Annotated in this window: 24 protein-coding genes; 8 read left to right on the forward strand and 16 right to left on the reverse strand. The window is 59.6% G+C overall.

What is annotated here, in order from left to right:
* Positions 1-108: 108 nt before the first annotated feature.
* The 4 genes from VOI23_RS16600 to VOI23_RS16615 all read left to right on the forward strand — a co-directional run bounded on the left by VOI23_RS16600 (position 109) and on the right by VOI23_RS16615 (position 5,777).
* Positions 109-1,173 carry an AI-2E family transporter gene (locus VOI23_RS16600; RefSeq protein WP_323786094.1) on the forward strand — a complete coding sequence of 355 codons (1,065 nt, stop codon included), beginning with the start codon at positions 109-111 and terminating at the stop codon, positions 1,171-1,173.
* Entirely contained in the window at positions 1,170-1,862 is a 693-nt protein-coding gene (locus VOI23_RS16605) for a DnaA ATPase domain-containing protein (protein WP_323786095.1), read from the forward strand. Before VOI23_RS16600 ends, VOI23_RS16605 begins: the two co-directional genes overlap by 4 nt.
* Positions 1,863-2,003: 141 nt before the next feature.
* Entirely contained in the window at positions 2,004-4,181 is a 2,178-nt protein-coding gene (locus VOI23_RS16610; RefSeq protein ID WP_323786097.1) for an RNA degradosome polyphosphate kinase, read from the forward strand.
* 51 nt (positions 4,182-4,232) lie between these two features.
* The gene (locus VOI23_RS16615) at positions 4,233-5,777 is read left to right on the forward strand and encodes a Ppx/GppA family phosphatase (RefSeq protein WP_323786099.1); all 1,545 of its coding nucleotides are present in this window, start codon (positions 4,233-4,235) and stop codon (positions 5,775-5,777) included.
* A gap of 51 nt (positions 5,778-5,828) precedes the next feature.
* Here VOI23_RS16615 and VOI23_RS16620 read toward each other — a convergent pair whose 3' ends face one another.
* From VOI23_RS16620 to VOI23_RS16640, 5 genes are all read right to left on the reverse strand, one after another.
* Positions 5,829-6,221, reverse strand: a complete 393-nt coding sequence (locus tag VOI23_RS16620) for a hypothetical protein (protein WP_323786100.1) — start codon at positions 6,219-6,221, stop codon at positions 5,829-5,831.
* Positions 6,222-6,324: 103 nt separating this feature from the next.
* Positions 6,325-7,350: an endonuclease/exonuclease/phosphatase family protein gene (locus tag VOI23_RS16625; protein WP_323786102.1), complete on the reverse strand. Its 1,026-nt coding sequence runs from the start codon at positions 7,348-7,350 to the stop codon at positions 6,325-6,327.
* Positions 7,350-8,033: a molecular chaperone DjiA gene (locus tag VOI23_RS16630; RefSeq protein WP_323786103.1), complete on the reverse strand. Its 684-nt coding sequence runs from the start codon at positions 8,031-8,033 to the stop codon at positions 7,350-7,352. Before VOI23_RS16630 ends, VOI23_RS16625 begins: the two co-directional genes overlap by 1 nt.
* Before the next feature lie 63 nt (positions 8,034-8,096).
* Positions 8,097-8,585, reverse strand: coding sequence for a GNAT family N-acetyltransferase (locus VOI23_RS16635; protein ID WP_323786104.1), 489 nt, complete (start codon positions 8,583-8,585; stop codon positions 8,097-8,099).
* The gene (locus VOI23_RS16640; protein ID WP_323786106.1) at positions 8,582-9,199 is read right to left on the reverse strand and encodes a VOC family protein; all 618 of its coding nucleotides are present in this window, start codon (positions 9,197-9,199) and stop codon (positions 8,582-8,584) included. Before VOI23_RS16640 ends, VOI23_RS16635 begins: the two co-directional genes overlap by 4 nt.
* Before the next feature lie 89 nt (positions 9,200-9,288).
* Here VOI23_RS16640 and nhaA point away from each other — a divergent pair, with 89 nt between their 5' ends.
* Entirely contained in the window at positions 9,289-10,473 is a 1,185-nt protein-coding gene (gene nhaA / locus VOI23_RS16645) for a Na+/H+ antiporter NhaA (protein WP_323786107.1), read from the forward strand.
* Between the two features lie 139 nt (positions 10,474-10,612).
* Here nhaA and scpA read toward each other — a convergent pair whose 3' ends face one another.
* Complete coding sequence (gene scpA / locus VOI23_RS16650) at positions 10,613-12,742, reverse strand: methylmalonyl-CoA mutase (RefSeq protein ID WP_323786108.1); 2,130 nt, start codon at positions 12,740-12,742, stop codon at positions 10,613-10,615.
* A gap of 144 nt (positions 12,743-12,886) precedes the next feature.
* Here scpA and VOI23_RS16655 point away from each other — a divergent pair, with 144 nt between their 5' ends.
* A complete protein-coding gene (locus VOI23_RS16655) occupies positions 12,887-13,330 on the forward strand; it encodes a DUF4174 domain-containing protein (RefSeq protein WP_323786109.1) in 444 nt (147 codons plus the stop codon).
* A 90-nt stretch (positions 13,331-13,420) separates the two neighbouring features.
* Here VOI23_RS16655 and VOI23_RS16660 read toward each other — a convergent pair whose 3' ends face one another.
* The 7 genes from VOI23_RS16660 to VOI23_RS16690 form a co-directional block, all read right to left on the reverse strand.
* Positions 13,421-15,469 (reverse strand): acetyl/propionyl/methylcrotonyl-CoA carboxylase subunit alpha, encoded by a 2,049-nt coding sequence (locus VOI23_RS16660; protein ID WP_323786110.1) that lies wholly within the window; start codon positions 15,467-15,469, stop codon positions 13,421-13,423.
* Between the two features lie 125 nt (positions 15,470-15,594).
* Positions 15,595-15,801: a hypothetical protein gene (locus VOI23_RS16665; RefSeq protein WP_323786111.1), complete on the reverse strand. Its 207-nt coding sequence runs from the start codon at positions 15,799-15,801 to the stop codon at positions 15,595-15,597.
* Positions 15,802-16,156: 355 nt separating this feature from the next.
* On the reverse strand, positions 16,157-16,504 hold the full coding sequence (locus VOI23_RS16670; RefSeq protein WP_323786112.1) for a hypothetical protein: 348 nt from the start codon (positions 16,502-16,504) through the stop codon (positions 16,157-16,159).
* Positions 16,505-16,591: 87 nt separating this feature from the next.
* Entirely contained in the window at positions 16,592-16,735 is a 144-nt protein-coding gene (locus VOI23_RS16675; RefSeq protein WP_323786113.1) for a hypothetical protein, read from the reverse strand.
* 214 nt (positions 16,736-16,949) lie between these two features.
* Positions 16,950-17,363 (reverse strand): DUF6497 family protein, encoded by a 414-nt coding sequence (locus tag VOI23_RS16680; RefSeq protein WP_323786115.1) that lies wholly within the window; start codon positions 17,361-17,363, stop codon positions 16,950-16,952.
* Positions 17,356-17,706 (reverse strand): hypothetical protein, encoded by a 351-nt coding sequence (locus VOI23_RS16685; RefSeq protein ID WP_323786116.1) that lies wholly within the window; start codon positions 17,704-17,706, stop codon positions 17,356-17,358. Before VOI23_RS16685 ends, VOI23_RS16680 begins: the two co-directional genes overlap by 8 nt.
* A 71-nt stretch (positions 17,707-17,777) precedes the next feature.
* Positions 17,778-19,310, reverse strand: coding sequence for an acyl-CoA carboxylase subunit beta (locus VOI23_RS16690; protein ID WP_323786118.1), 1,533 nt, complete (start codon positions 19,308-19,310; stop codon positions 17,778-17,780).
* 183 nt (positions 19,311-19,493) lie between these two features.
* On the opposite strand from VOI23_RS16690, the gene VOI23_RS16695 reads away from it, so the two are divergent.
* The gene (locus tag VOI23_RS16695) at positions 19,494-20,708 is read left to right on the forward strand and encodes a multidrug effflux MFS transporter (protein ID WP_323786120.1); all 1,215 of its coding nucleotides are present in this window, start codon (positions 19,494-19,496) and stop codon (positions 20,706-20,708) included.
* A 109-nt stretch (positions 20,709-20,817) separates the two neighbouring features.
* A complete protein-coding gene (locus VOI23_RS16700) occupies positions 20,818-22,215 on the forward strand; it encodes a helix-turn-helix domain-containing protein (protein WP_323786121.1) in 1,398 nt (465 codons plus the stop codon).
* 114 nt (positions 22,216-22,329) lie between these two features.
* Here the strand turns inward: VOI23_RS16700 and VOI23_RS16705 are convergent, their stop codons facing one another.
* From VOI23_RS16705 to betA, 3 genes are all read right to left on the reverse strand, one after another.
* Positions 22,330-22,569: a YdcH family protein gene (locus VOI23_RS16705; RefSeq protein ID WP_323786123.1), complete on the reverse strand. Its 240-nt coding sequence runs from the start codon at positions 22,567-22,569 to the stop codon at positions 22,330-22,332.
* A 129-nt stretch (positions 22,570-22,698) separates the two neighbouring features.
* Positions 22,699-23,706, reverse strand: a complete 1,008-nt coding sequence (locus tag VOI23_RS16710; RefSeq protein ID WP_323786124.1) for an amidohydrolase family protein — start codon at positions 23,704-23,706, stop codon at positions 22,699-22,701.
* A 78-nt stretch (positions 23,707-23,784) separates the two neighbouring features.
* Positions 23,785-25,443, reverse strand: coding sequence for a choline dehydrogenase (gene betA / locus VOI23_RS16715; RefSeq protein ID WP_323786125.1), 1,659 nt, complete (start codon positions 25,441-25,443; stop codon positions 23,785-23,787).
* Between the last annotated feature and the right edge of the window lie 32 nt (positions 25,444-25,475).

The following is a 25,475-nucleotide window of genomic DNA, read 5'->3' on the forward strand; positions in this document are numbered from 1 at the left end:
CGACGATGACCAGTTTCCGAACCGGCGGCGCGATGCCTGCGACCCAAAACGGTCTTGCACAAAATGTCGCAACAGACGACATAGAGAAGGTCGAAACAGGGGAATGCAATGGCTTTGCCGGTTCAGGATCAGGCGAAATACTGGGGGATCGCCGCAGCGGTTTTCGCGCTGGCGCTTTGGTTTCTGGGCGATGTAATGCTGCCTTTTGTGCTGGGCGGCGCGGTGGCCTATTTTCTCGATCCGGTCGCCGACCGGTTGGAGCGGATGGGATGTTCGCGCGCGGCGGCGACCGCGATCATCACCGTTTTTGCCATTCTGATTTTCGTGCTTCTTGTCCTGCTGGTGCTCCCGTCTTTGGTCCAGCAATCGATTTCCCTGTTCAATACGGTGCCCGATCTATTCAACGATCTGCGCACCTTCCTGACCGGAAAATTCCCCGATCTGATGGATGAAAACTCGACGCTGTATCAGTCGCTGATACAGGTGGGCGACACGATCAAATCCAAGGGCGGCGAATTGCTGAACACGCTGCTGAGTTCGGCAATGTCGATCATCAATGTGGTAATGCTGCTGGTGATCGTTCCGGTGGTGGCGTTTTATCTGCTGTATGACTGGGACAACATGGTTGCCAAGATCGATGACCTGCTGCCGCGCGATCACGCCCCGGTGGTGCGCCGGGTGGCCGGAGAGATCGATCAGACCCTGGCCAGCTTCATTCGCGGCATGGGCACCGTTTGCCTGATTCTGGGCAGCTATTATGCGGTCGCACTGATGCTGGTGGGGCTGCAATTCGGGCTTGTGGTGGGTTTCGTCGCCGGGGCGCTGACCTTTATACCGTATGTCGGGGCCTTTGTCGGCGGCATGCTGGCGATCGGGCTGGCGCTGTTTCAGTTCTGGGGCGACTGGCTGTCGATCGGGCTGGTGGCTGGTATATTTGTGCTGGGTCAGGTGGCCGAGGGCAATGTGCTGACCCCAAAGCTGGTAGGCAGCTCGGTCGGACTGCATCCGGTATGGTTGATCTTCGCCCTGTCGGTATTCGGTACCCTGTTCGGATTTGTCGGAATGCTGGTGGCGGTTCCGGTGGCGGCCGCATTGGGCGTTATCGCCCGGTTCGGGATCGAGAATTACAAGGATGGCCGCCTTTATCGCGGCCATAGCGGGACAGATAAGTGACACCCCGACAACTGAGTTTCGACCTGCCGGTGCGCCCCGCGCTGGGGCGCGAGGACTTTTTCGTCTCGCCTGCCAATGCGATGGCGGTGGTGCTGATCGAAGGCTGGCGCGACTGGGCCGGGCGCAAATTGGCGCTGATCGGGCCGGCGGGCGCGGGCAAATCCCATCTGACCCATGTCTGGGCCGCCGCGAGCGGGGCGCGGATCGTGTCCGCGCAGGATCTGGTCGGGACCGATATTCCAGCACTGGCCCAAGGTCCGGTGGCGGTCGAGGATGTCGATGCCATCGCTGGCAACCGCGCTGCGGAAGAGGCGCTGTTTCACCTGCACAATCTGGTTCTCGCAGAGGGCCATTTCCTGTTGGTTACGGCCGCGCGCGAACCGCATCTGTGGCGGTTGGGGCTGCCCGATCTGGCCAGCCGGATGATGGGCACTCAGGCGGTAACGCTGGAACAGCCAGACGACCGATTGCTGGCGGCAGTTGTGGCCAAACTATTTGCCGACAGGCAGTTGACGCCGGGGCCAGAAACGATTTCCTATCTGGTCGCGCGGATGGACCGGTCGCTTGAAGCCACGCGCGATCTGGTCGCGCGTATCGATCGCGAAGCATTGGCGCAGAAACGCCCCGTCACCCGGCGGCTGGCCGCAGAGGTTCTGGGCCAGAGCGAATTGCCGGACCTGCTTGGCTGAATGACCGAAACGTAAACCGGGCGAAAAGCAGGACGGCCTTCCGACCGGACCTGGATCATCTGGCCTCCCGGCTGGACAATCCCGGCCCACGGGCGCAAACTTCGTCACCATATCTTCACATGATCCAAGCATAAGCGCCTCATGACACAAGCAGATTTCCTCAAAGCTCCTTTTGAAGAGCCGATCGACCTGCCCGACCTGGATTTTTCCGGACCGGCGCGATTTTACAACCGTGAACTCAGCTGGCTGGGTTTCAATTGGCGGGTCCTGGAAGAAGCCAAGAACCCCCGGGTTCCATTGCTGGAGCGGGTCCGGTTTCTGTCGATTTCTGCCACCAATCTGGATGAGTTTTATACCGTGCGTGTCGCCGGTCTGCGCGAGCTGAAGCACGAAGGTCATACGGCCCCGGCACAAGACGGTCTGACCCCGGCGGAACAGTTGGAGCTGATCAACGAAGACGCCCGCAACCTGATGCAGGAACAGCAACGCATCTTTGATCTGCTGCGCAAGGAAACGGCGGAGGAGAATATTTTCCTGCTCGACCGCAATGACGTCCCGAAGGAAGATAAACCTTTCCTGCTGGATGTGTTTCTGAACAAGGTGTTTCCGGTATTGTCGCCATTGGCGGTAGACCCGGCGCACCCATTCCCGTTCATCCCCAATACCGGTTTTTCTCTGGCGCTGCATATGGAGCGGCGCAGCGACAAGCGGCAGTTGACGACGCTGTTGCCAATCCCGCAGCAGATCGACCGTTTCGTGCAGCTTCCTGTGATCTCGAAAGGGGCGCATCGTTTCCTGCCTCTGGAAGAACTGCTGCTGTTATTCGCCGACGAACTTTTCCCGGGCTACGCGATGAAGGGGCACTGTACCTTCCGGGTGTTGCGCGACAGTGATCTGGAAGTCGAAGAAGAAGCCGAAGATCTGGTGCGCGAATTCGAAGTCGCGCTGAAGCGCCGCCGCCGGGGTGAAGTGGTTCGGATGAAGATTTCGACCGGGGCACCGGAAGCTCTGAAAACGGTGATCATGCGGGAACTGCACGTCTCCGATGACGAAATCGTCGAAGTCGAGGGCATGATCGGCATTGCCGACGTAAAAGAACTGGTGATCGACGACCGGCCTGATCTGCTCTGGCCCAATTTCACCCCACGGGTGCCAGAACGGGTGCAGGACCACGATGGCGACATGTTCGAAGCGATCAAGCAGAAGGACATGCTGCTGCATCACCCCTACGAAACCTTCGACATGGTGGTTCGGTTCCTGCAACAGGCGGCGCGCGATCCCGACGTGGTGGCGATCAAGCAGACGCTGTACCGGACCTCGAAATATTCCCCGATTGTCGAAGCTTTGTGCGAAGCAGCAGAGGATGGCAAATCGGTCACTGCCCTTGTCGAGTTGAAGGCGCGCTTTGACGAGGCCGCCAATATCCGTCAGTCGCGGCGGCTCGAACGCGCGGGCGCCCATGTGGTTTATGGTTTCACCGACTGGAAAACCCACGCCAAGATTTCCACCGTGGTGCGCCGCGAAGACGACAAGCTGGTGACCTATACACATTATGGCACCGGCAATTACCACCCGATCACCGCCAAGATTTACACCGATTTGAGCTTCTTCACCTGCGATGAAGCTTTGGGCCGCGACGCCACCAAGGTGTTCAACTACCTGTCCGGCTATATCGAACCGGAGGGATTGGAAAATCTGGCTATCTCCCCCAGCGGGTTGAAACAGCGGTTGCTGGAAAGCATTGAAAACGAGGCGGACCATGCCCGCGCCGGACGACCGGCGGAAATCTGGGCCAAGATGAATTCGGTGATCGATGCCGAAATCATCGACGGTCTTTACAAGGCCAGCCAGGCCGGTGTGAAGATCAGCCTGGTGATCCGTGGCATCTGCGGCATCCGGCCCGGGATCAAGGGATTGAGCGAAAACATCCGGATCAAGTCCATCGTCGGGCGGTTCCTGGAGCATTCGCGCATCGCCTGTTTCGGCAACGGGCATGGATTACCCAGCAAACAGGCGCGGGTCTATATTTCCTCGGCCGACTGGATGGGTCGTAACCTGAACCGGCGGATCGAAACCCTGGTCGAGATCAAAAACCCGACTGTAAAGGCCCAGATCGTCAGCCAGATCATGGCCGCCAACATGGCCGATGTGGCGCAAAGCTGGGTCATGAAGCCGGATGGCCATTTCGAGCGCGGCGCATTGAAAGAAGGCGAATTTGCGTTCAATTGCCACAGGTTCTTTATGGAAAACCCATCCCTGTCTGGCCGCGGTTCGGCCGGGGCGAAGGATGTGCCGAAGCTGACCCACACCAACGATTGACCTCAGGCCCCGGCTTGGGCATGAACGTCGGGGACCACAAGGAAGTACGCGATGGACGATCCCAGCGCACCGGCACAACAAAACTGGGGCCCGTTTGGCAGACCGCTGTTCAACGACCCCGAATCGCGGGCATTGTCGCGGGTTGGGGTGATTGATGTCGGATCGAACTCGGTCCGGATGGTGGTGTTTGACGGCGCGGCGCGGTCGCCTGCCTATTTCTATAATGAAAAAATCATGTGTGCGCTTGGCGCGGGCCTGTCGGAAACCGGAAGGCTCAATCCCCAAGGCCGGGTACGGGCCTTGGCGGCGATGCGCCGCTTCCAGCGGCTGGCCGAAGGCATGGATATGCCGCAGCTGACGGCGGTGGCAACGGCAGCAGTGCGCGAAGCCGAAGACGGACCCGAATTCGTCGCTGAAGTGGAACGCGAAACCGGCATTCAGATTTTTATCATCGACGGTGAAGAAGAGGCCCGGCTTTCTGCACAGGGCGTGTTGCTGGGCTGGCCGGGGTCTTATGGGCTGGTCTGCGATATCGGCGGGTCTTCGATGGAACTGGCTGAAATCGCCGGCGGGCGGGTGATGCGGCGGGTCACATCGAAACTGGGTCCGTTGAAATTGTCCGATGTTCCGGGCGGCAAAAAAGGCCGCAAGGCCTATATCACGGACACGATCGCCACTTTGGCCGAACGAATGGGGCCGCAGCGTAACCGGTTGTTCCTGGTCGGCGGGTCATGGCGCGCGATTGCCCGGATCGACATGGAACGCCGTGGCTATCCGTTGCATGTGCTGCATGAATACCGAATGAACAAAAAATCTGTGAATGCCACGCTCACACATATCGCCCAAAACGATCCCGAAGCACTGCGCAAGCGCTGCGGACTGTCAACCCAGCGGATGGCCTTGGTACCGCTTGCGGGCGAGGTGCTGAAACAGGTGATCAAGACCTTCCAGCCGCATGACATCGCGGTATCGAGTTATGGCATTCGTGAAGGCCTGCTTTACGAACAGATGCCAACGCAACTGCGGGATCGCGACCCTCTGATCGAGGCGAGCTATTTTTCCGAGGCCAAGGATGCCCGCCTGCCCGGCTTCGGGCGCCGCCTGTTCGATTTCGTGTTGCCGTTGTTCAAATCCGCGCCATTGGAACGCAAGCGGCTGATCAAGGCCGCCTGCCTGCTGCACGATGTCAGTTGGCGCGCCCATCCCGATTACCGCGCCGAAGCCTGTTTCGACAATGTGACCCGGGCCAATCTGGGCGGGCTGCGGCATTCCGAACGGGTGTTTCTGGGTCTGGCGCTGATGCATCGTTACCGAAATTCGCGTTCTGGCACGCGGTTCGAACCGATTTTCGAACTGCTGGATGAAAAGGCGCTGAAAGATGCTGAAATTCTGGGCAAGGCGATGCGCTTTGGGGCGATGCTGTGGCCGCAAAAGGAACAGCCGATCGGTGAATTGCGCTGGTTCCCCAAAAAAAGACACCTGAGCCTGATCCTCGCGCGGGATTCCGAACCTTTGTTCGGTGAAGTGGCGCAGGCGCGGTTCAAATCCCTGGCCAATTCTCTGCACGCGGAAACCGAGGTCAAAATCCGGCGGTGATCCTGATCCGGTGCTGCGGCACGCCTTGTCACCGACCGGGATCACGCAAGATCACAGATCGATTTCTCCCTCGCCTTTTTCCGGCACAGGTAACCGCTCTGGCGGCATTGGCTGCTTGCGGCGCAGAATGATGTCGCCATTGGGCAGCAATTCGGGTGGATGATAGAGAGTGATATCATCCACCTTTTCCATCAGATCGCGCAGCGCGGGCCCCATTTCCTGTACGAATTGGCGCAGGGCGGGTTCCATGTCTTCGCTCAACTGCTGCAAATCGTCCAGCGCAGGTTCCATTTGCTGCATGATACCTTTGAAGAACAGCTTGGCCCCCTCTTCCATCAGAGAAAAACCCTCGGCTTCCTCCGCAGGAGGCTGGGTCTGGTCTTCGGCCAGAACCGGCTGGGCCATAAGAGTGACGGTCAGGGCGGCGGTCAGAATGTGTTTCATCGTTCCAATATAACCAGTTTCTGCAAAAGTTTTTAGGGGCACGCGCAATTCCCGGCTAATTCCGGCCTGAATTGGCCAATCACAATCACGTCAGGCCGATCCGCTAGGTTAGGTCGATATCCAGCGTCACCGGAAAATGATCCGACGCGGTCAACAGCGCATCGCACAGTTCCGGCACTTTGAAACAGCCCACATCCTCGAACGGATGCCAAATGCGCCAAGTGGGCGCGCGTTCATTCAGATCGGGCGACACCATGATGTAGTCCAGCAAGGCCTGCAAAAAGCGTTTTTCAGGCGCGATATAGAACCGCGCGGTGCTGATATGAGCCCAGCGATCCATCAGCGCCCGGTACGCGTGCGGATCGTATAGCTGCGGCTGGCTGGCATTTCCCAGAACGATTTCGACCGAAGACCGCCCGAACAGATCCTCGTATTCGTCCAGACCCGGACCGTCATTCAGATCACCCAGCACGATCAGGGGATCACCGGCTTGCAAATGGGCTTCAATCCGGCGCCGCAACCAGATCGCCTGCGCCAATTGTTTGCGACGGTTGGAAATGGCCGCCCGCATGATCGCATCGCGGCCACGCGCGCCATACGGTGCCTTGGATTTAAGATGTGCGCCGATCATGCGGAATTCGAACCCGCCCGCCGTGCGCAGGCTTAGTTCCAGCGGCGGTTTGGAAAAACTGATCAGGTCCTCGGTCGCGTCGATATCCAGATCAATGCGAAACACGCCGTCGAAACGCGGTGCCCCTTCCGATCCTTTCTTGCCGGTGGGATCGCCCAAAGGGTCGTGCCACGCGGTCAGCCGGTCGGGATCATACAGCAGCGCAATTTCCTGCTGGGTATGGTTGGGAAAGCCAACAACCGCTTTGCGGCAGCGCAGATTGAAAGTACGGGCAAAGTTTTCCAGCGCCGGAACAGTGGTCCGTTTGCCGTTGTGATCGGGCGCTTCGATCACCATCACCGCATCGGCGTCAATCGCGGTAAAAACGATGCCCAGAGCGGTCAATTGCTGGGTCCGGGTGACATCCTGCCGCCCCGACCAGCCGGAATCGTCCAGCAAGGCGCCTGATTCGTCGAACAGGTTGTTGAACCATTCGACATTATAGGTGGCGATCCGCATCACGCGTCCTGCCGGTCGGCGATTTCTTCCCATGCGTTGTTGAGGTCGATCATGCGTTTTTCCGCCAGTTTCACAGCCTCGGCCGGAACGCCACGGGCCTGCATGGCATCGGGATGGGTGTCGCGGACAAGCTGTTTCCAATGTTTTCGGATCTCGGCAACCGACATGTCGTGGGTAACGCCCAGCACTGCGTAAGGATCAGGTGCCGCATCGGGAACAAAACGGCTGCGGAGACCGCGAAACTCAGCTTCGCCCATGCCAAAGATTTCCGCCACCCGGGCGAGGAACGCGTCTTCGGCCGGATGATAGGTCCCGTCGGCCATGGCGATGTGGAACAACCCTTCCATCAAATCGCACAGGCAGTCCTGTCCATCTCCGAACATCGCCCGAATGCGTCGGGCGTAGTCTTCGAATCCGGCAACGTCGCGACGGGCCAGGTTGAACACCCGGGCCGCGCCGGGTTCGTCCTCGCGGGCGATCTGGAACACCTCGCGAATGGCGCTGACCTCGTCGCGGGTGACCATACCGTCGGCCTTGGCCATCTTCGCCGACAGGGCGATCACCGCGATGGTAAAGGCCACACTGCGTTCCGGCGGTGTGCGCAACCGGTCGAAAATAGAACTCAACCCTTCGCCACTGGCGAGGGCCGAAATCGCTTCGCCTATGCGTCTCCAAATCGACATACTGCCATCCTAGCCCGCGCCTGCCTGAAAGTCATGGCGCATAAAGCAGATGCGGCGCGGGGATCAAAGGATTTTCTGCATCAAGACAAGGTCCATCCAGCGATCGAACTTGCGCCCGACCTCGGGCAGGCGGGCGATTTCCTTGAATCCGATGGCGGTGTGAAAGGCGATCCCGTCGGCATTTTCGGCGCTGACCCCGCCAAACAGCGAATGCGCGCCGCCCGCGCGGGCGTGATCCTCGATCGCTGTCATCAGGCGCCGCCCGATGCCCCGCCCCCAGGCGCGCGGCGACAAGATCACCGTGTGCTCCATCGTGTGGCGGTAACCCGGCCCGCCGCGAAACTGGAAATAGGTGGCGAAGCCCACCACCTCGCCATCCAGTTCGGCCATTAGGAAGGTCTTGCCATCAGCCTCTTTGGCGGCGAAGTCGGCGATCAGGCCGTCCTCGGTCTTTTCCAGATTGGTGAAGGTCGCGGCGCTGCTGCGGATCACGTCGTTCCAGATTTCAGCCACCGCGGCGGCGTCTTGCGGTTGGGCCTGCCGGATCGTCATTGCAGGATTACCTCTCCGTTAGGTGTGTCGAATATGGCCGTCATCATCGGCGCTTCGCTTTGCTCGATCGCGATCCGATCATCGGACAGCAGCCCGTCCAGCGATGCCGAAAATCCCGCGCTGTCCGGGTGCCCGATCACCAGCCGCGTCAACCGGCAGCCCGACGGCGCGAGCCGGTCGGCGGCCACCGGCCCCTGCCCCCAATCGATCATCGCCGGGAACAGGTTGTCGAAGGGCAGCGTGCCGTCCCCGGGCATCCCCATGCGCCAGCTCAGATCGCCACGTTGCAGGGCAAGCGGCGCCAGGTCCGGCCCGAAGGCGCGCGCCATGTCCGCCTCCAGCGCATCGCTGCGGCAGACCCAGTTGCTCAAGCGCGGCGCGCCCGCGAAGCGGTCCAGGTCGAACATCCGCGCCCGCTCCGGATCGGGGGCGTCGGGATCGACGGCGATGATTTCCAGATAGACCCTGTCTGCCAGCCCCAGCAGCATGTTATGGGTGCCAAACAGCGCGTGCTTGCCCCCCGCCTGCACTCCCACGCCCAGAGACGCCTCGACATAGGCGCGCCCCTCTTCCAGAGTATGCGCCGATACGACGATGTGATCCAATTGCAACATTTCACCCGTTCCCCGGCCCCGCCTGGTTGAAGCGGCGCAAATATAACCCATTTCGTCAGGAAATCTGACTCCGCATACAGGGAAACGCAATGCTGCTCAGGACCATCGACCGATTTTTCCGCCATGAAGCGTCTGGCGGCATCCTTTTGATGCTTTCAGCTGTTGCTGCGCTGATCGTGGCGAATTCTTCTCTTTCGGGTTTCTACGACAGTTTCCTTGGCGCCAAACTGGCCGTCACGCTGAATGGCGAAGGTCTGCAGAAACCGCTGATCCTGTGGATCAACGACGGTCTCATGGCCGTGTTCTTTTTCCTGATCGGGCTGGAACTCAAGCGCGAAATGATGGAAGGCAAGCTGAAGAACCCCAAGGACGTGATGTTGCCGGGCATGGCGGCGGTGGGCGGCATGGCGATCCCAGCGGTGATCTATGCGGCGCTGAACTGGGGTCAGCCCAGCCTGTCGGGCTGGGCCATTCCGGCGGCCACCGATATCGCCTTTGCCCTTGGTATTCTGGCCCTGATGGGGACCCGCGCACCTGCCTCGCTCAAGGTGTTTCTGCTGACGCTGGCGATCCTGGATGACCTCGGCGCGATCGTGATCATCGCGCTGTTTTATACGGCCGATTTGAAGATCGATTACCTTTACATGGCGCTGTTGCCGCTGGGCGCGCTGATCTGGCTGAACCTGCGCGGCCAGCACCGGATCGCGCCTATGATCCTGCTGGGAACGATCCTGTGGGTTCTGGTGCTGAAATCGGGCGTCCATGCCACACTCGCTGGCGTGATCACGGCTTTCTGTATTCCTCTGACCGACAAATGGGGCAAATCCCCGCTGCACGCGCTGGAACATGGGTTGGCGCCTTATGTGCTCTACCTGATCGTACCGATCTTTGCCTTTGCCAATGCCGGGGTGGTGCTGACCGGGATCACGCTGGCCGATCTGGCGGCGCCGCTGCCGATGGGGATCGCGCTTGGCCTGATCGCGGGCAAACAGCTGGGTGTGTTCGGGGTGACCTTCTTCATGGTCAAATCGGGCATTGCGCGGATGCCCGGCGGGGCCAACTGGATGCATATCTACGGCATTTCCTGCCTTGCAGGGATCGGGTTTACCATGTCGCTCTTCATTGGCGGTCTTAGCTTTGACGATGCTGCGCTAATGAATCAGGTGCGGCTGGGCGTGCTGTCGGGATCGCTGATTTCGGCGCTGCTGGGATATGCCGCTCTGACGCTGGCCAGCCGCCGCAGCGCTGAGACTTCTGTACAAGCTGCAGGCTGACACCACACCAAAAGGGCCCGCGCGGAATGATACCGCCGGGCCCTTCTTCTTTTCGAAAATATCCTCGGGGGGAATGCGGGTCTGAATGCTTGCATTTCGACCAGCGTAAAAGGGGGGCAGAAAGCCCCCCTTGCTGTGTTTACGCCCGCGCCGCGCGAATGAGGTTCAAGATATCCTCGGCCGCCTCGGGAATATTGGTGCCGGGACCGAAGATCGCCTTAACCCCGGCTTTTTTCAGGAACTCGTAATCCTGCTGCGGGATCACACCGCCACAGATCACGATAATGTCACCCGCATCCTTGGCCTTCAGCGCTTCGATCAGCTGCGGCGCCAACGTCTTGTGTCCCGCCGCCTGAGACGAAATACCGACAACGTGCACGTCATTGTCGACCGCATCCTGCGCCGCTTCGTCCGGCGTCTGGAACAGCGGCCCGACATCGACGTCGAACCCGATATCGGCAAAGGCCGTCGCGATCACCTTGGCACCGCGATCGTGCCCGTCCTGGCCCATCTTGACCACCAGCATGCGCGGACGGCGGCCTTCTTCCTCGGCGAAATCCTCGACCGATTTCTGGATCTTGGCAAAGCCTTCGTCGCCCTCGTAGGCGGCGCCATAGACGCCCGCCAGGGTTTTCACCTCGGCGCGGTGACGGCCGAATTCCTTTTCCATTGCCATGCTGATTTCTCCGACGGTAGCCCGGGCGCGGGCGGCTTCGACCGCCGCTTCGAGCAGGTTGCCGCCTTCCTTGGCGCGGCGGGTGAGTTCGGCCAGGGCCGCTTCGCAGGCGGCGTCGTCCCTGGTGCTGCGGATCTTTTCCAACCGGGCGATCTGGCTTTCGCGTACCGCAACGTTATCGACGTCGAGGATGTCGATCGGGTCTTCCTTGTCCTTGCGGTACTTGTTGACGCCGACGATCACTTCCTGACCGCGGTCGATCATGGCCTGTCGGCGGGCAGCGGTTTCTTCAATCCGCAGCTTCGGCATACCAGAGGCCACCGCCTTGGTCATACCGCCCATTTCCTCGACTTCCTGCATCAGCGCCCAGGCCTTATCGGCCAGTTCAGCCGTCAGGCTTTCGACATAGTAGGACCCGGCCAGCGGATCGACCACATTGGTCACGCCGGTTTCTTCCTGAAGGATCAGCTGGGTGTTGCGCGCGATCCGGGCAGAGAAGTCGGTGGGCAGCGCGATCGCTTCGTCCAAGGCGTTGGTGTGCAGCGACTGGGTGCCGCCCAGAACCGCGCTCATCGCCTCATAGGCGGTACGGATCACGTTGTTGTACGGGTCCTGTTCCTGCAAGCTGACACCGGAGGTCTGACAATGAGTGCGCAGCATCTTGGACCGTTCGTTCTGCGCCCCAAATTCGGTCATCACCTTGTGCCACAAAAGACGTGCAGCGCGCAGCTTGGCGGCTTCCATGAAGAAATTCATGCCGATGGCGAAGAAGAAGGACAGCCGCCCGGCGAACTTGTCCACGTCCATCCCCGCCTCGATCGCGGCGCGGACGTATTCGCGCCCGTCGGCCAGCGTGTAGGCCAGTTCCTGCACCAGGTTGGCGCCCGCTTCCTGCATGTGATAGCCGGAAATCGAGATCGAGTTGAATTTCGGCATCTCGTTCGAAGTGTATTCGATAATGTCCGAAATGATCTTCATCGAAGGTTCAGGCGGATAGATATAGGTGTTGCGGACCATGAATTCCTTCAGAATGTCGTTCTGAATCGTGCCCGCCAACAGCGATTTGTCATGGCCCTGTTCTTCGCCCGTCACAATGAAACTGGCGAGGATGGGAATGACTGCGCCGTTCATCGTCATCGACACCGAAACCTTGTCCAACGGGATACCGTCGAACAGGATCTTCATGTCCTCGACGCTGTCAATCGCCACGCCAGCCTTGCCGACATCGCCCACCACGCGCGGGTGATCAGAATCATAACCGCGATGGGTGGCCAGATCGAAGGCCACCGATACGCCCTGCTGACCGGCGGCAAGGTTGCGGCGATAGAAGGCGTTCGATTCCTCGGCGGTGGAAAAACCCGCATATTGCCGGATCGTCCACGGACGCCCCGCATACATGGTGGCCTTCACCCCGCGGGTAAAGGGTCCGAAACCGGGCAACGATCCCATATGTGGCAGCTCACCGGTATCGTCCTCGGTATAGAGCGGCTGAACCTTGATGCCTTCCAGAGTATCCCAGGTCAGGTCGTCCAACGGGCGGCCACGCAGTTCTTTTTCCGCCAGTTTGCGCCAATCGTCCTTGCTGTGGGTCATGGTCAAGTCCTTCTGTCTGCGCACCGCTTCGGGGCGGCACAATAAGGGGATGTAAGGGGGTCGCCGCAATTCTGCGGACCCGCCGTGAAATAGTCATTCGCATTTGGCCCCGGGATGCCTATATCTTGATCAACAGGAGGCCCCATGATCACGCGAATACTTGGAATTGCTGCATTTATCGCCCTGCCAGGCTGGGCTATGGCGACCGACGCCACCCTGCCCGAGACAATCTCGGCTGAAAGCGGCGAGGTTACGTTGGAGCAATTCTTGTGGCTCAAACGGCCCATCGTGGTTTTCTCGGACAGCCCCGCCGATCCGCGTTTCGTCGAACAGATGCGGTATCTGGCTGCGGATGTGAGCGGTCTGACCATCCGCGATGTCGTGGTTCTGACCGATACCGACCCGGGCAGCAAAAGCGCGCTACGCGAAAAATTGCGCCCACGCGGGTTCATGCTGGCGCTGGTCGACAAGGACGGGCAGGTCAAGTTGCGCAAACCCGCCCCTTGGACAGTACGCGAAATCACCCGCTCGATCGACAAATGGCCGACCCGGCAACAGGAAATCCGCGAAGAGCTGGGCAAGGAATAGCCGTTCCAGCCCGCCCACCGGGGGGCGGGCGCATCGCTCCCTTCCCACCGGATCGGGCACAAGGCATTATTCGGAACGGCCTTCATTCCTTCACTCGAATTCGATGATCACTTCATCAACCGCAAGGCTGTCGCCCGGCGCAGCGTTGATTTTCTTGACCACTGCTTTTCTTTCAGCCCGCAGGATGTTTTCCATCTTCATCGCTTCGACGGTACAAAGTGCCTGGCCTTCCTGTACTTCCTCGCCTTCTTCGACATTGATTTTGACGATCAGGCCGGGCATCGGGCACAGCAGCATTTTCGATGTATCGGGCGGCATTTTTTCCGGCATCAACCGGGCCAATTCGGCCTGACGCGCGCTGCGCACATGCACTTTCAGATCAGCGCCACGCGACCGGATGCGGAACCCTCCCGAAATTTTGCCAACCTTCAGTACCAGACCTTCATGACCGTCAAAGACAATTTCGGCCAGTTGATCGCCGGGTGTCCAGTCACTGGAAACACGCAGAGAACCGCCATCTTCGAATTTGACAGTCGACCCGTCGTGATCGGCGTCGATATGAACCGGGAAATCCTGCCCTTGAAGCGTCACCATCCATTCGGTACCGACGCGGCGTTCGTGATTGTCCATCCGGCCCGACACGCGGGTGCGTCGGATTTCCGCGACACGGTGCATCGCGGCAGCGGCGGCGGCGATCCGGCGCAGCGTGTCGCCGGGCAGTTCCACCCCGTCGAAACCGTCGGGATATTCCTCGGCAATGAAAGCGGTGGTAATGTCGCCCGAGATGAATTTCGGGTGATCCATCACAGCCGACAGGAAAGGCAGGTTGTGACCGATGCCTTCCACCTCGAACCCGTCCAGCGCATTGCGCATCGCTTCGATCGCGTCGGCCCGGGTCGGGGCCCAAGTGCAAAGCTTGGCAATCATCGGGTCGTAATACATGCTGATTTCGCCGCCTTCAAAGACGCCGGTATCGTTGCGCACAGCATGGTCGCCTGCGGCCGCATCGCCCTGCCATTTATCATTGGTCAGTAGCGGCCCCGCAGCCATTTCCACCGGCGGGCGGTACCGCGTCAGGCGTCCAATGGACGGCAGGAAGTTACGATAGGGATCTTCGGCGTAGAGCCGGTTTTCAATCGCCCAGCCGGTCAGTTTCACATCGTCCTGCGTCATGGTCAGCTTTTCACCCGCCGCGACACGGATCATCTGTTCCACAAGGTCCACTCCGGTGATCAGTTCGGTCACCGGGTGTTCCACCTGCAAACGGGTGTTCATTTCGAGAAAGTAGAAATTCTTGTCGCCATCGACGATGAATTCCACCGTGCCGGCGCTGGCATAGCCGACGGCCTGCGCCAGGGCCACGGCCTGTTCGCCCATCGCCTTGCGGGTGGCTTCGTCGAGGAACGGCGAAGGGGCTTCTTCGACGACTTTCTGGTTGCGGCGCTGGATCGAACATTCGCGTTCGCCCAGATAGATGCCGTTGCCATGCGCGTCGCAGAGAACCTGAATTTCGATATGGCGCGGTTGCGTCACGAATTTCTCGATGAAAATCCGGTCATCGCCAAAGCTGTTTGCGGCCTCATTCTTGGAGCTTTGGAAGCCTTCGCGGGCTTCTTCGTCATTCCACGCGATCCGCATGCCCTTGCCGCCACCGCCAGCAGAGGCCTTGATCATCACCGGATAACCGACCTGATTGGAAATCTTAACCGCGTCATCGGCGTCTTCGATCAGGCCCATGTAACCCGGGACGGTCGAAACGCCTGCTTCCTGCGCGATCTTCTTCGAGGTGATCTTGTCGCCCATCGCCTCGATTGCGCCGACCGGAGGGCCGACAAAGGCAACGCCTTCGGCGGCCAGCGCCTCGGCGAATTTGCTATTTTCCGACAGGAAGCCGTAACCGGGATGAACCGCCTGCGCGCCGGAGGCACGGATCGCGTCCATCACCTTGTCGATAACGATATAAGACTGGTTGGCGGGCGGCGGACCGATATGCACCGCCTCATCGGCCATCTGCACATGCAACGCCTGTTTATCCGCATCCGAATAGATCGCGACGGTCTGAATCCCCATCTTACAGGCCGTCTTGATCACCCGGCAGGCGATTTCGCCCCGGTTCGCAATCAGGATCTTATTGAACATTTTTCGTCCCTTCCGGTACTTGGCCGCCGGGCAGACCCGGGGCAATGGCAACAAAAACCCCATCGCGGCGGGCTGCCGCGATGGGGTCTACAGTCTTAATCGGCCCGAAGGCCGCCCCTGGCTGCTCAGTTGCAGCGCGAAGGGTATTTTTCGCAATAGGCGACATTGGCCGCCGCGCCGACAAGCGCGCCTGTGGCAATGTTGCCGTCAAGAATGGCAGCGCCCGCCACGCCCGTGCCTGCGCCGATAAGCGCCCGTTCCCCGAACGTGTCGCCACAGGCGGCAAGCCCGCCACAGGCGAGGAGTGCAATGATCCATTTTTTTGATCGCATGATACTTGGCCTTCTTTTCCCGATGCTGAATATGGCATCAAGTTGACCAAGTCCGGGGATTTGTCCAAGCCCCTAAAAAGGATCGGCGGATTTTGCGCAAATCCTTGCTTATAAAAGGAATTATTGATCTTCCACGCAGCAAAAAAAGTGGGCGGCCGGCCATGACGCAGGCCGATCCGCCCAGAAGGGGAAGGGTAACGGTTCAGAACACTAGCCGAAGCCCAGTCGACGCGGGCTACTGCTACGGGCTTCACGCTGACGCAACTACACGGCGCGGCCAAGCCACCCTTTTGCGGTTTGTGAAATTGAGCAGTTTCCCGCGCAAGTTGGGACGCATTGTGCAGTTTCATGCCGATCAATCCTCGAATATTTCGGGGAAAGAGGCGCGTGCGCGGGCTTCGTCGACCATCAGAAGCGCTTCATAGCTGGCGGGGTCGAACGGGTCTTCGGCAGGAATCACTTCGCGCCCGAACAGCCAGCTCAACCGGCCAGCATCGAGATTGCCGCGTTCGAACGGCTGATCGCCAAAATTTTCCCACAGCGCCTTCATGAAAGTGGCATCGACACGCCGGTCCACCGATTTACGATCGCGATAGCGGTCGCGGCGGGTCAGCGGCGTAACGCCTTTGGGATTGGCGCGGCGAATCGTGAATTGGAAATCGCTACCGGGCATCCGGCCCGGGAACCCGCGATGTTTCAGCATGGTCTGCTCCCTCTGGTTCGGGAGCGCGGGCAGACCGGAACAGGCCGATGCCCGGCCTGTCCCTGTTTCACAAGGCGTGCGCCCCGGTTATTTATATTTGCCGGTGTAGACCGGTTCGACCGAAATAGGTTCGGGCGTGACCATAACGTATTCTTCGGGTTCCGGCTTTGAACAGGCCGCCACAACGGCGACCAGGCCCAACGCCAGAACAATCTTGATGATGCTCGACATTCGTTTCTCCTGTCTGCTTCGAATGACAAATCAGGGTTGATTAACCCTGCCTGCCCCCAATTTAGGCTTGGGGCCGTTCTGCGACGTCCCCAGTGAAACATAGTCGAAATGGGCCAAAATTGATACGTGGCGGCACCGATAGGCGGGGTCTGTGGCGGCAAAGCCTCAAAACCCATATGAGGTGAAGAATACAGCGCAACATCTTGTAGGTACATCAAAAACCCTCCCAGATGCAGCGACCGGAATCGATGCTGAAAGCTTCGAAAAACTGGATCACTTCGGGGTCTGTGCTGCCAAATTCCAACGGTTTGGAAGACATTGAAATGACGATTTGAGACACAGATTCACCGGCATTGAGCAGCTGAGGCAGCGCGAATTCCGCGCAGAGATGCGGGAAATCTCCCTCGACCTGATCATAGCCGATCCCTTCGGCCAGTTCCGGTGCCACAAAGCGGAACCGGGCCCATGCGGTGCCGTTAGGCTGCGCCTCGATGAACTGATCCAGCAGGGTAAGCTGCAATCCGGAGGGCACGGCGGTCAGGGCCTCCTCTTGCCCTACCGCCGTGGCCGCGCTGGTCCAGCAAAGGACGCCTCCGCACGCGACTAAAACCTTGGTCATCTTATGCATGGCGACCCCCACCGGCATGGGTGACCCAACGAAGGCGATGACCGGGATCGCTCAGCAGCGCCGTCAGCATTTCCACGGATTTCTGCCTTGGGAATGCCCGGTCAACCTGCCCGCCCGCGCGAACCTGCAACCAATCCCCGGCTCGTTCCACCCGGATAACCGGAGCGAATCCATTCAATGTCTGCAAGCCGCGCCACATATCCTGCCGTATTTGCCGGGCCAGGCGCAAGCGCCCACATACCGGAAACTGGGTATCGACGCAAAAATCGAACCGCACCGGCAGGCGACGGGCCAAAGTCAGCACCGGCCCGTCCCGCAAGATATGCCATCCGTCGCGGGTCATTGCGACCCTCGATTCCGCCCAGCGGCGGACCGGACAGCGCCCTTATATGTTGCACATCGTTTCACCAGCGATCACAGCGGGATATTGTCGTGCTTTTTCCACGGATTGCTGAGCTTCTTATTGCGAAGCGAGGCAAAGGCGCGGCTGACCCGTTTACGGGTCGATCTGGGTTGAATCACCTCGTCAATGAAACCGCGTTCGGCAGCGACGAACGGATTGGCGAAGCGGTCTTCGTAATCCGCCGTATGGGCCGCGATCTTTTCGGCGTCGCCCAGATCGCCGCGATGGATGATCTCGGTCGCGCCCTTGGCACCCATCACCGCGATTTCAGCGGTCGGCCAGGCATAGTTGAAATCACCGCGCAGATGCTTGGACGCCATCACGTCATAAGCGCCGCCATAGGCTTTGCGGGTGATCACCGTGACCTTGGGCACGGTCGCTTCGCCATAGGCAAAGAGCAGTTTCGCGCCGTGCTTGATGACGCCACCAAATTCCTGACTGGTGCCCGGCAAGAAGCCCGGCACATCGACCAATGTCAGAATCGGGATTTCGAATGCGTCGCAGAACCGCACGAACCGCGCCGCCTTGCGCGAACTGTCGATGTCCAGACAGCCAGCAAGTACCATTGGTTGATTCGCCACCACGCCGACGGTCTGCCCTTCCAGACGGATGAAGCCAGTGATGATGTTCTTGGCGAACTCTTCCTGAATTTCATAAAAATCGCCTTCATCGGCGATTTTCAGGATCAACTCTTTCATATCGTAGGGGGTGTTGGCGTTTTCCGGCACCAGCGTATCGAGGCTGGCTTCGACCCGGCCCGGTTCATCGAAAAACGGGCGCGTCGGGGCTTTTTCGCGGTTGTTCAGAGGCAGGAAATCGACCAGACGGCGCACCTCGGCCATCGCTTCGACGTCGTTTTCAAAGGCACCGTCGGCGACGCTGGATTTCCTGGTATGAGTCGATGCCCCGCCCAGTTCTTCGGCGGTGACATGTTCGTTGGTCACGGTCTTCACCACATCGGGCCCCGTGACAAACATGTATGAGCTGTCCCTGACCATGAAAATGAAATCGGTCATGGCCGGGCTGTAGACCGCACCACCGGCGCAGGGGCCCATGATGACGGAAATCTGCGGCACCACACCCGAAGCCATGATGTTGCGCTGGAACACTTCTGCGTACCCGGCAAGCGATGCGACGCCTTCCTGAATCCGCGCCCCGCCGGAATCGTTCAACCCGATCACCGGCGCACCGTTCTGCACCGCCATATCCATGATTTTGCAGATCTTTTCCGCGTGGGTTTCCGACAGGGACCCACCGAAAACGGTGAAATCCTGACTGAACACATAGACCATGCGGCCATTGATCGTGCCCCAGCCGGTGATCACACCATCACCTGCAGGCTTGTCTTTTTCCATGCCGAAATCGGTACAGCGATGCGCCTTGAACATGTCGAATTCTTCGAAACTGCCCTCATCGAGCAAAAGCTCGATCCGTTCGCGCGCGGTCAGCTTGCCCTTAGAATGCTGACTGTCGATACGGCGCTGGCCGCCCCCAAGACGGGCAGCGGCGCGGCGTTCTTCCAATTCCTGGAGAATATCTTTCATGGCGGACCCCTTATGATTTGCACTAGGGTATAGGGGCTGTGCCTGCCAACTCAAAGCATAATTCCGCAAATTTGCAAACTCTTGGCAGCCACCCAATAGCTAATCGCAAATCAGCAAACTAACGTAACGTCAGCATTTTGGCGACGCTGGACTTCGGACGTTTTCCAGCCATTAATCTGTACTATGAATAATAACGCTCGGGCCCGTTTTCTGGACCCCTCGACCGCACCACATATCGTAACACTGATTTTCCTGGCCAGCATATCTGCTTTGGCGATGAATATCTTTTTGCCCTCGCTTCCGGGGATGGCCGAATATTTCGGGGTCGAATACAGCTTCATGCAACTGTCTGTTGCGCTGTACCTGGCGATCAACGGCATATTGCAGATATTTGTCGGCCCGCTGTCGGACAAATATGGCCGCCGCCCGGTGATCCTGTGGGGGACCGGGTTGTTTTGCCTGGCAACTTTGGGCTGTCTTTTGTCCACCAGCGGCATGATGTTCATGGTGTTTCGGATGCTTCAGGCCGTCATCGCGGTGGCCATTGTGCTGTCCCGTGCGGTGGTGCGTGACATGTTCCCGGCGGACAAAGCCGCGTCGGTCATGGGGTATGTCACAATGGGAATGTCATTGGTTCCCATGCTGGGTCCGGCATTGGGTGGCTATCTGGAAACCCTGTTCAGTTGGCACGCGTCTTTTGAACTGCTGCTATTCTGCGGCGTGGCGCTTTTCGTCCTGATCTGGTTCGATCTGGGGGAAACAGCACAGAAAAGCGGCAATTCACTTGGACAGCAATTCCGCGAATATCCCGAATTGCTGACCTCGCCCCGGTTCTGGGGCTACAGCATGGCCGCGGCGCTGAATGCGGGGGCGTTTTTCGCCTATCTGGGCGGCGGCCCCTTTGTCGGTACCGAAGTGTTCCACCTGACGCCGGAAAATCTGGGCCTGTATTTCGCCACGCCCGGCATCGGCTATTTCTTGGGGAATTTCATTTCCGGCCGCTTTTCCGCCCGCATGGGTGTCAACCGAATGATTTTATTCGGCACCTCAATCACCTCGACCGGGTTGGTCGTGTCGCTGATCATCACCTTGGCCGGGTTCAGCCACCCGGCGCTGTTTTACGGAACCATGGTTTTTGTCGGGCTCGGCAACGGTATGACCATCCCCAATGCGTCATCCGGCATGTTGTCTGTGCGGCCGCATCTGGCGGGCACCGCGTCGGGTCTGGGCGGAACCATGATGATCGGCGGCGGCGCGGCCTTGTCAGCTCTGGCCGGGGTTCTGCTGAGCCCGGGATCGAGCGAGTTGCCGCTGATCGGACTGATGGCAACGACTTCGATCTCGTCAATTCTGTGTATCCGCCTTGTCATCCTGCGTGAACGCAAAATGGGCATCTGACACCGCTTCCGGCGGCGCGCCCTATTGCACCGCGCCTGCCCTTGCGCAGATGGGTTTGCAAACCTACGATACCTTGATCGCAAATCTGTAAACTTACCTGAGCATCAACATGGCCACTCAAAAGCTTTATGCAGGCGCCAAACTGCGCGAAACCCGATTGCGTCTGGAACTCACGCAGAAGGAATTCGCCGCCAAGCTTGGCGTTTCGCTGCCCTATCTGAACCAGATGGAAAACAACAACCGACCGGTATCGACCACGGTTGTGCTGGCGCTGGCGCAGGAATTCGGCTTCGATGTGACCGAACTGTCCACCGGCGACAGCGAACGATTGGTCAGCGACATGCGTGAAGCCATCGCCGACCCGGTTTTCGCTGACAACATGCCGCCCTTGGCCGATTTGCGGCTGACCGCGTCGAACGCCCCGGCACTGGCGCGCGCCTTTCTGGACCTGCACCGCGCCTATCGGCAAACTCACGAAAGGCTTGCCTCGCTCGACGAAGCCTTGGGCCGCGAAGACAGCCGCACCCAGCCTTCCCCTTGGGAAGAGGTGCGCGATTTCTTCCATTACTGCGACAATTACATCGACGCGATGGACCGTGCGGCAGAACGTTTTGCCGATCAGGCGGGACCGGGTGGAATCCGCCTGCACGCGCTGAAAACGCTGAAGTCAAATGGTCTGAAAATCAATTTCAATGACAAGGCCAAAGTGCGCAGTTTCGATCCCGACAGTCGTACCCTGACCCTTTCGTCGCGGATGGCACCGGAAACCCAGACCTTTCAGTTATTGTTACAGATCGCTTTGATGCAGCAGGATAAATTACTGGAAGCGACGCTGGATTTTGCCCGCTTCCAGTCGGACGAGGCCCGCGCCATAGCCAAGATCGGGCTGGCAAATTATTTCGCCGGTGCGGCCCTGATGCCTTACAGCGCCTTTCTTGCCGCAGCACAGGACACCCGTCACGATTTGGAACTGCTGTCGCATCACTTCGGCGCCTCGATCGAACAGGTGGCGCATCGGTTGTCGACGCTGCAACGCCCCGGTGCCAAGGGCATTCCGTTTTTCTTTGTCCGCGTCGATCAGGCGGGCACCATCACCAAACGGCATTCGGCCACCCGGCTGCAATTTGCCCGTTTCGGCGGGGCCTGCCCGTTGTGGAACGTGCATCGGGCGTTCGAATCCCCCGGTCGGTTCCTGCGTCAATTGGCCGAAACACCCGACGGCGTACGCTATATCAGCTTGGCGCGGGACGTGTCGAAATCGGGCGGGTCGTTCGGGGCACCGGTGCGGCGCTTCGCGATTTCATTGGGGTGCGAGGTTCGCCATGCCGCCGATCTGGTCTATGGCGACGATCTGGATCTGAACAATCCATTGGCCTATGAACCGATCGGCATCTCCTGCCGCATCTGCGACCGCACCGGGTGCCATCAGCGATCGGTCCCGCCGCTGGAACGGCGGCTGCGCATCGACGCCAATGAACGCGACCTGTTACCTTACAAAGTGGAATGAACGGGCAATCGGCAGTCCTCGGCGTAGCGCGGTCGCTGCGGAAATGACCCGGCCGGGGCCATAAAAAAGGGCGGCAAAAACGCTGCCGCCCCGTCTTCATCCAGTCGTCAACGCTTAGTTGGCTTTGAGATAGGCGTAAATCTCGTCCTTCAGCGCCGCGCGACGCTTGCGCAGGTCGACTTCGGACAGCTCTTCGCGCGGCTCAACATTGGTTTCGGCGCGGTGCACCTTGCCGTTCAGTTCGTGATATTCCTCAGCCATTTTGACGAAATGCTGGTCGCTGACTTTGAGAGCGTGGATTTTTTCGACGAATTCGGGGAATTCTTCGTGCAGTTCATGGGGTGTATTCGACATCGCGCTGTCTCCTTCAATATATGTCGCTGCGGACCGTAACCGGAGCGGATCGCGGCAACATTGACACGGATCAATAGAGCGAAAGGCCGGCCCACTTATGGCCAGCCTTTTGGCGACTTTGTGTGGGGCTTACAACCGGTAAATCCTGTTCGCGGTGCCCGAAAACATCGCCTGTTGCGCCGCTTCGGGATAGCGGGCCGCGATTTTCTTCATCGCGTTCCAATAGGTGACATAGCCGACCGACAGCTTGTCGACCGGGAAGTTGCTTTCGAACATCGCACGGTCGGGGCCGAAGACGTCGATCATATGGTGATAATACTGCGCCTGCGCCGCAACCAGTTCGTCTGAAGAAGGCGGCTTGTCGCGCCCGTCCCAGCCAAAGCCGTTAAACGGCATCGCCAGCCCGCCAAGCTTGGCCACGACGTTCGGACACTCGGCAATGGCGGCCATTTCGTCCTGCCATTCGGCAAAACGGTCTTCGCGCTTGCCGGCGAAACGGTGGGTACCGATGGGCCCTCCGAAATGGTTCAAGATGATTGTCGTGTCCGGGCAGGATTTGGCAAGCTGCAGAAATTCACCATTCTGCGGATGGAAATGCCATGTGTCATAGGTCAGCCCGCGCGCGCCCAACAGCTGAACACCACGCTGAAAATCAGGTTTTAGATAAAGATGCGGGATCGGTTGGCCTTTAAACATGAATTTCTCGCGCTCTTCGTCCCAGGCACCGGCATGCCGAATGCCGCGAAACAGGTTCGAAGCCTCTTCGTGGGCGTCCAGCACCGCGTTCAACGTGTCGGGATCGAGATGCAGATCGGCATGGGCGACGATCCCCGCGATCTGCGCCTTGCCGGGCTGTTTCGCCGCCTCGGCCGCGATGGCGGCGACGTACCGGGTTTCGCCCACCGGGGCGAAGGGTTTGGGCGCGTCAAGATCATAGCCGGACCGGCATTCGATGAAGACCGTGCGCGTCACCCTGTGCCCCGACTGGGTGTCGGACCAAAGCTCGTCGAGCTCATAGGTACTGCCCAGCCTTTCGGCCCAGAAATGGTGATGCGGATCGGTGATCTCGCGCTCGGGATCTATGATGTCTTCGCGGACCTGGTCGTGCCAGGCGTTCAGGTTTTCCGGATACTGCATTTGGGTCCCCTCCATTTGCCACAAACCTACGGAGAGGAAAGCCACCGGCGCAACCATTCCGTAACGTTCCGGTATCGCTCAGCGCTGTTCCGTCTGCCAGTTTGGATGCACCCACGGACTTTCATTTGTCGAGGGCAACATGCCGCGCCCCAACAGGTGATCGCTGACCTTTTCACCCACCATGATCGACGGCGCGTTGAGGTTGCCATTGGTGATGCGCGGGAAGATCGAGCTGTCGGCCACCCGCAACCCGTCGACCCCGATCACCCGCGCCTGCGGGTCGACCACTGCCAGGGGATCGTCGGCGGCACCCATGCGGCAGGTGCCGCAAGGGTGATAAGCGCTTTCGGCATGGTCGCGGATGAAGCCGTCGATTTCGTCGTCGCTTTGCAATTCGTCGCGTGGCTGAATCGCATGTCGAATGTAAGGTTTGAACGCTTCCTGCCCGAAAATTTCGCGGGTGAGCCGGATGCAGGCGCGGAAATCGCGCCAGTCACTCTCCTCGCTCATATAGTTGAAGCTGATCGCCGGGGCCTCCTTTGGGTCGGCACTGCGAAGGGTGACGGTCCCGCGCGATGCGCTGCGCATCGGGCCGACATGGGCCTGAAACCCATGACCTTCCGCCGCCGCTTTGCCGTCATAGCGCACCGCCAGCGGCAGGAAATGATACTGGATATCGGGGTATTTAACGCCCGCGTGCGAGCGGATGAAGGCAGCGCTTTCGAACTGGTTCGACGCGCCCAGCCCAGTCTTGGTGAACAGCCATTGCGCCCCGATCAACCCTTTCCAGAACAGGGTCCAGTATTTGTAAAGCGTGATCGGCTGGCTCGCGGCCATCTGGTAATAGACCTCCAGATGGTCCTGCAGGTTGGCACCGACGCCAGCGCGATCAGCGACCACGTCGATCCCGTGTTGGGATAAATGCGCCGCCGGGCCGATCCCCGACAGCATCAAGAGCTTCGGCGAATTGATCGACGAGGCGGCGATGACCACTTCGCGGCGGGCGCGGATCACCTCCACCTTACCGCCGCGTTCGATTTCCACGCCCACGGTGCGGCCGTTCTCGATCACCACCCGGCGCGCCAGGCCACGGACCAGATCGCAATTGTCCCGCTGTAACGCCGGTTTCAGATACGCGTTGGCCGCCGACCAGCGCCGACCCTTCCACACGGTCTGTTCCATCGGGCCGAAGCCTTCTTGCTTTTCGCCGTTGTAATCGGTGGTGGTCTGATATCCGGCCTGCTGTCCGGCTTCGACAAAAGCATGGTAAAGCTTGTTGCGGCGCGGGCCGCGGGTGACATGCAAAGGGCCGTCTTGGCCGCGCCAAGTGGCGTCGCCACCATGGCCGCCCGAATGCCAGCTTTCCATCCGCTTGTAGTAGGGCAGCACGTCGGAATAGCCCCAGCCCTCGGCGCCGCTATCGCGCCAATGGTCGAAATCGCAGGCATGACCGCGCACGTAAACCATCCCGTTGATGCTGGACGATCCGCCAATCACCTTGCCGCGCGGGCAGACCAGACGGCGATTGCCCAGATGCGGTTCCGGTTCGGAACTGTAGCCCCAGTCGTAAAGCCCCATATTCATTGGATAGCTCAGCGCCGCCGGCATCTGGATGAAGGGCCCGGCATCAGATCCGCCATATTCGATCACCAGAACGCTCGCCCCGGCTTCGCTCAACCGGTACGCCATGGCGCAGCCGGCAGAACCCGCGCCCACGATCACATAATCCGCTTCCATTTCAGTCCCTCAGACTCGACCAACCAAGTCGC

Origin of the sequence: Thalassovita sp. (assembly GCF_034670005.1) — a bacterium.
Classification (GTDB): Bacteria; Pseudomonadota; Alphaproteobacteria; order Rhodobacterales; family Rhodobacteraceae; genus Thalassobius.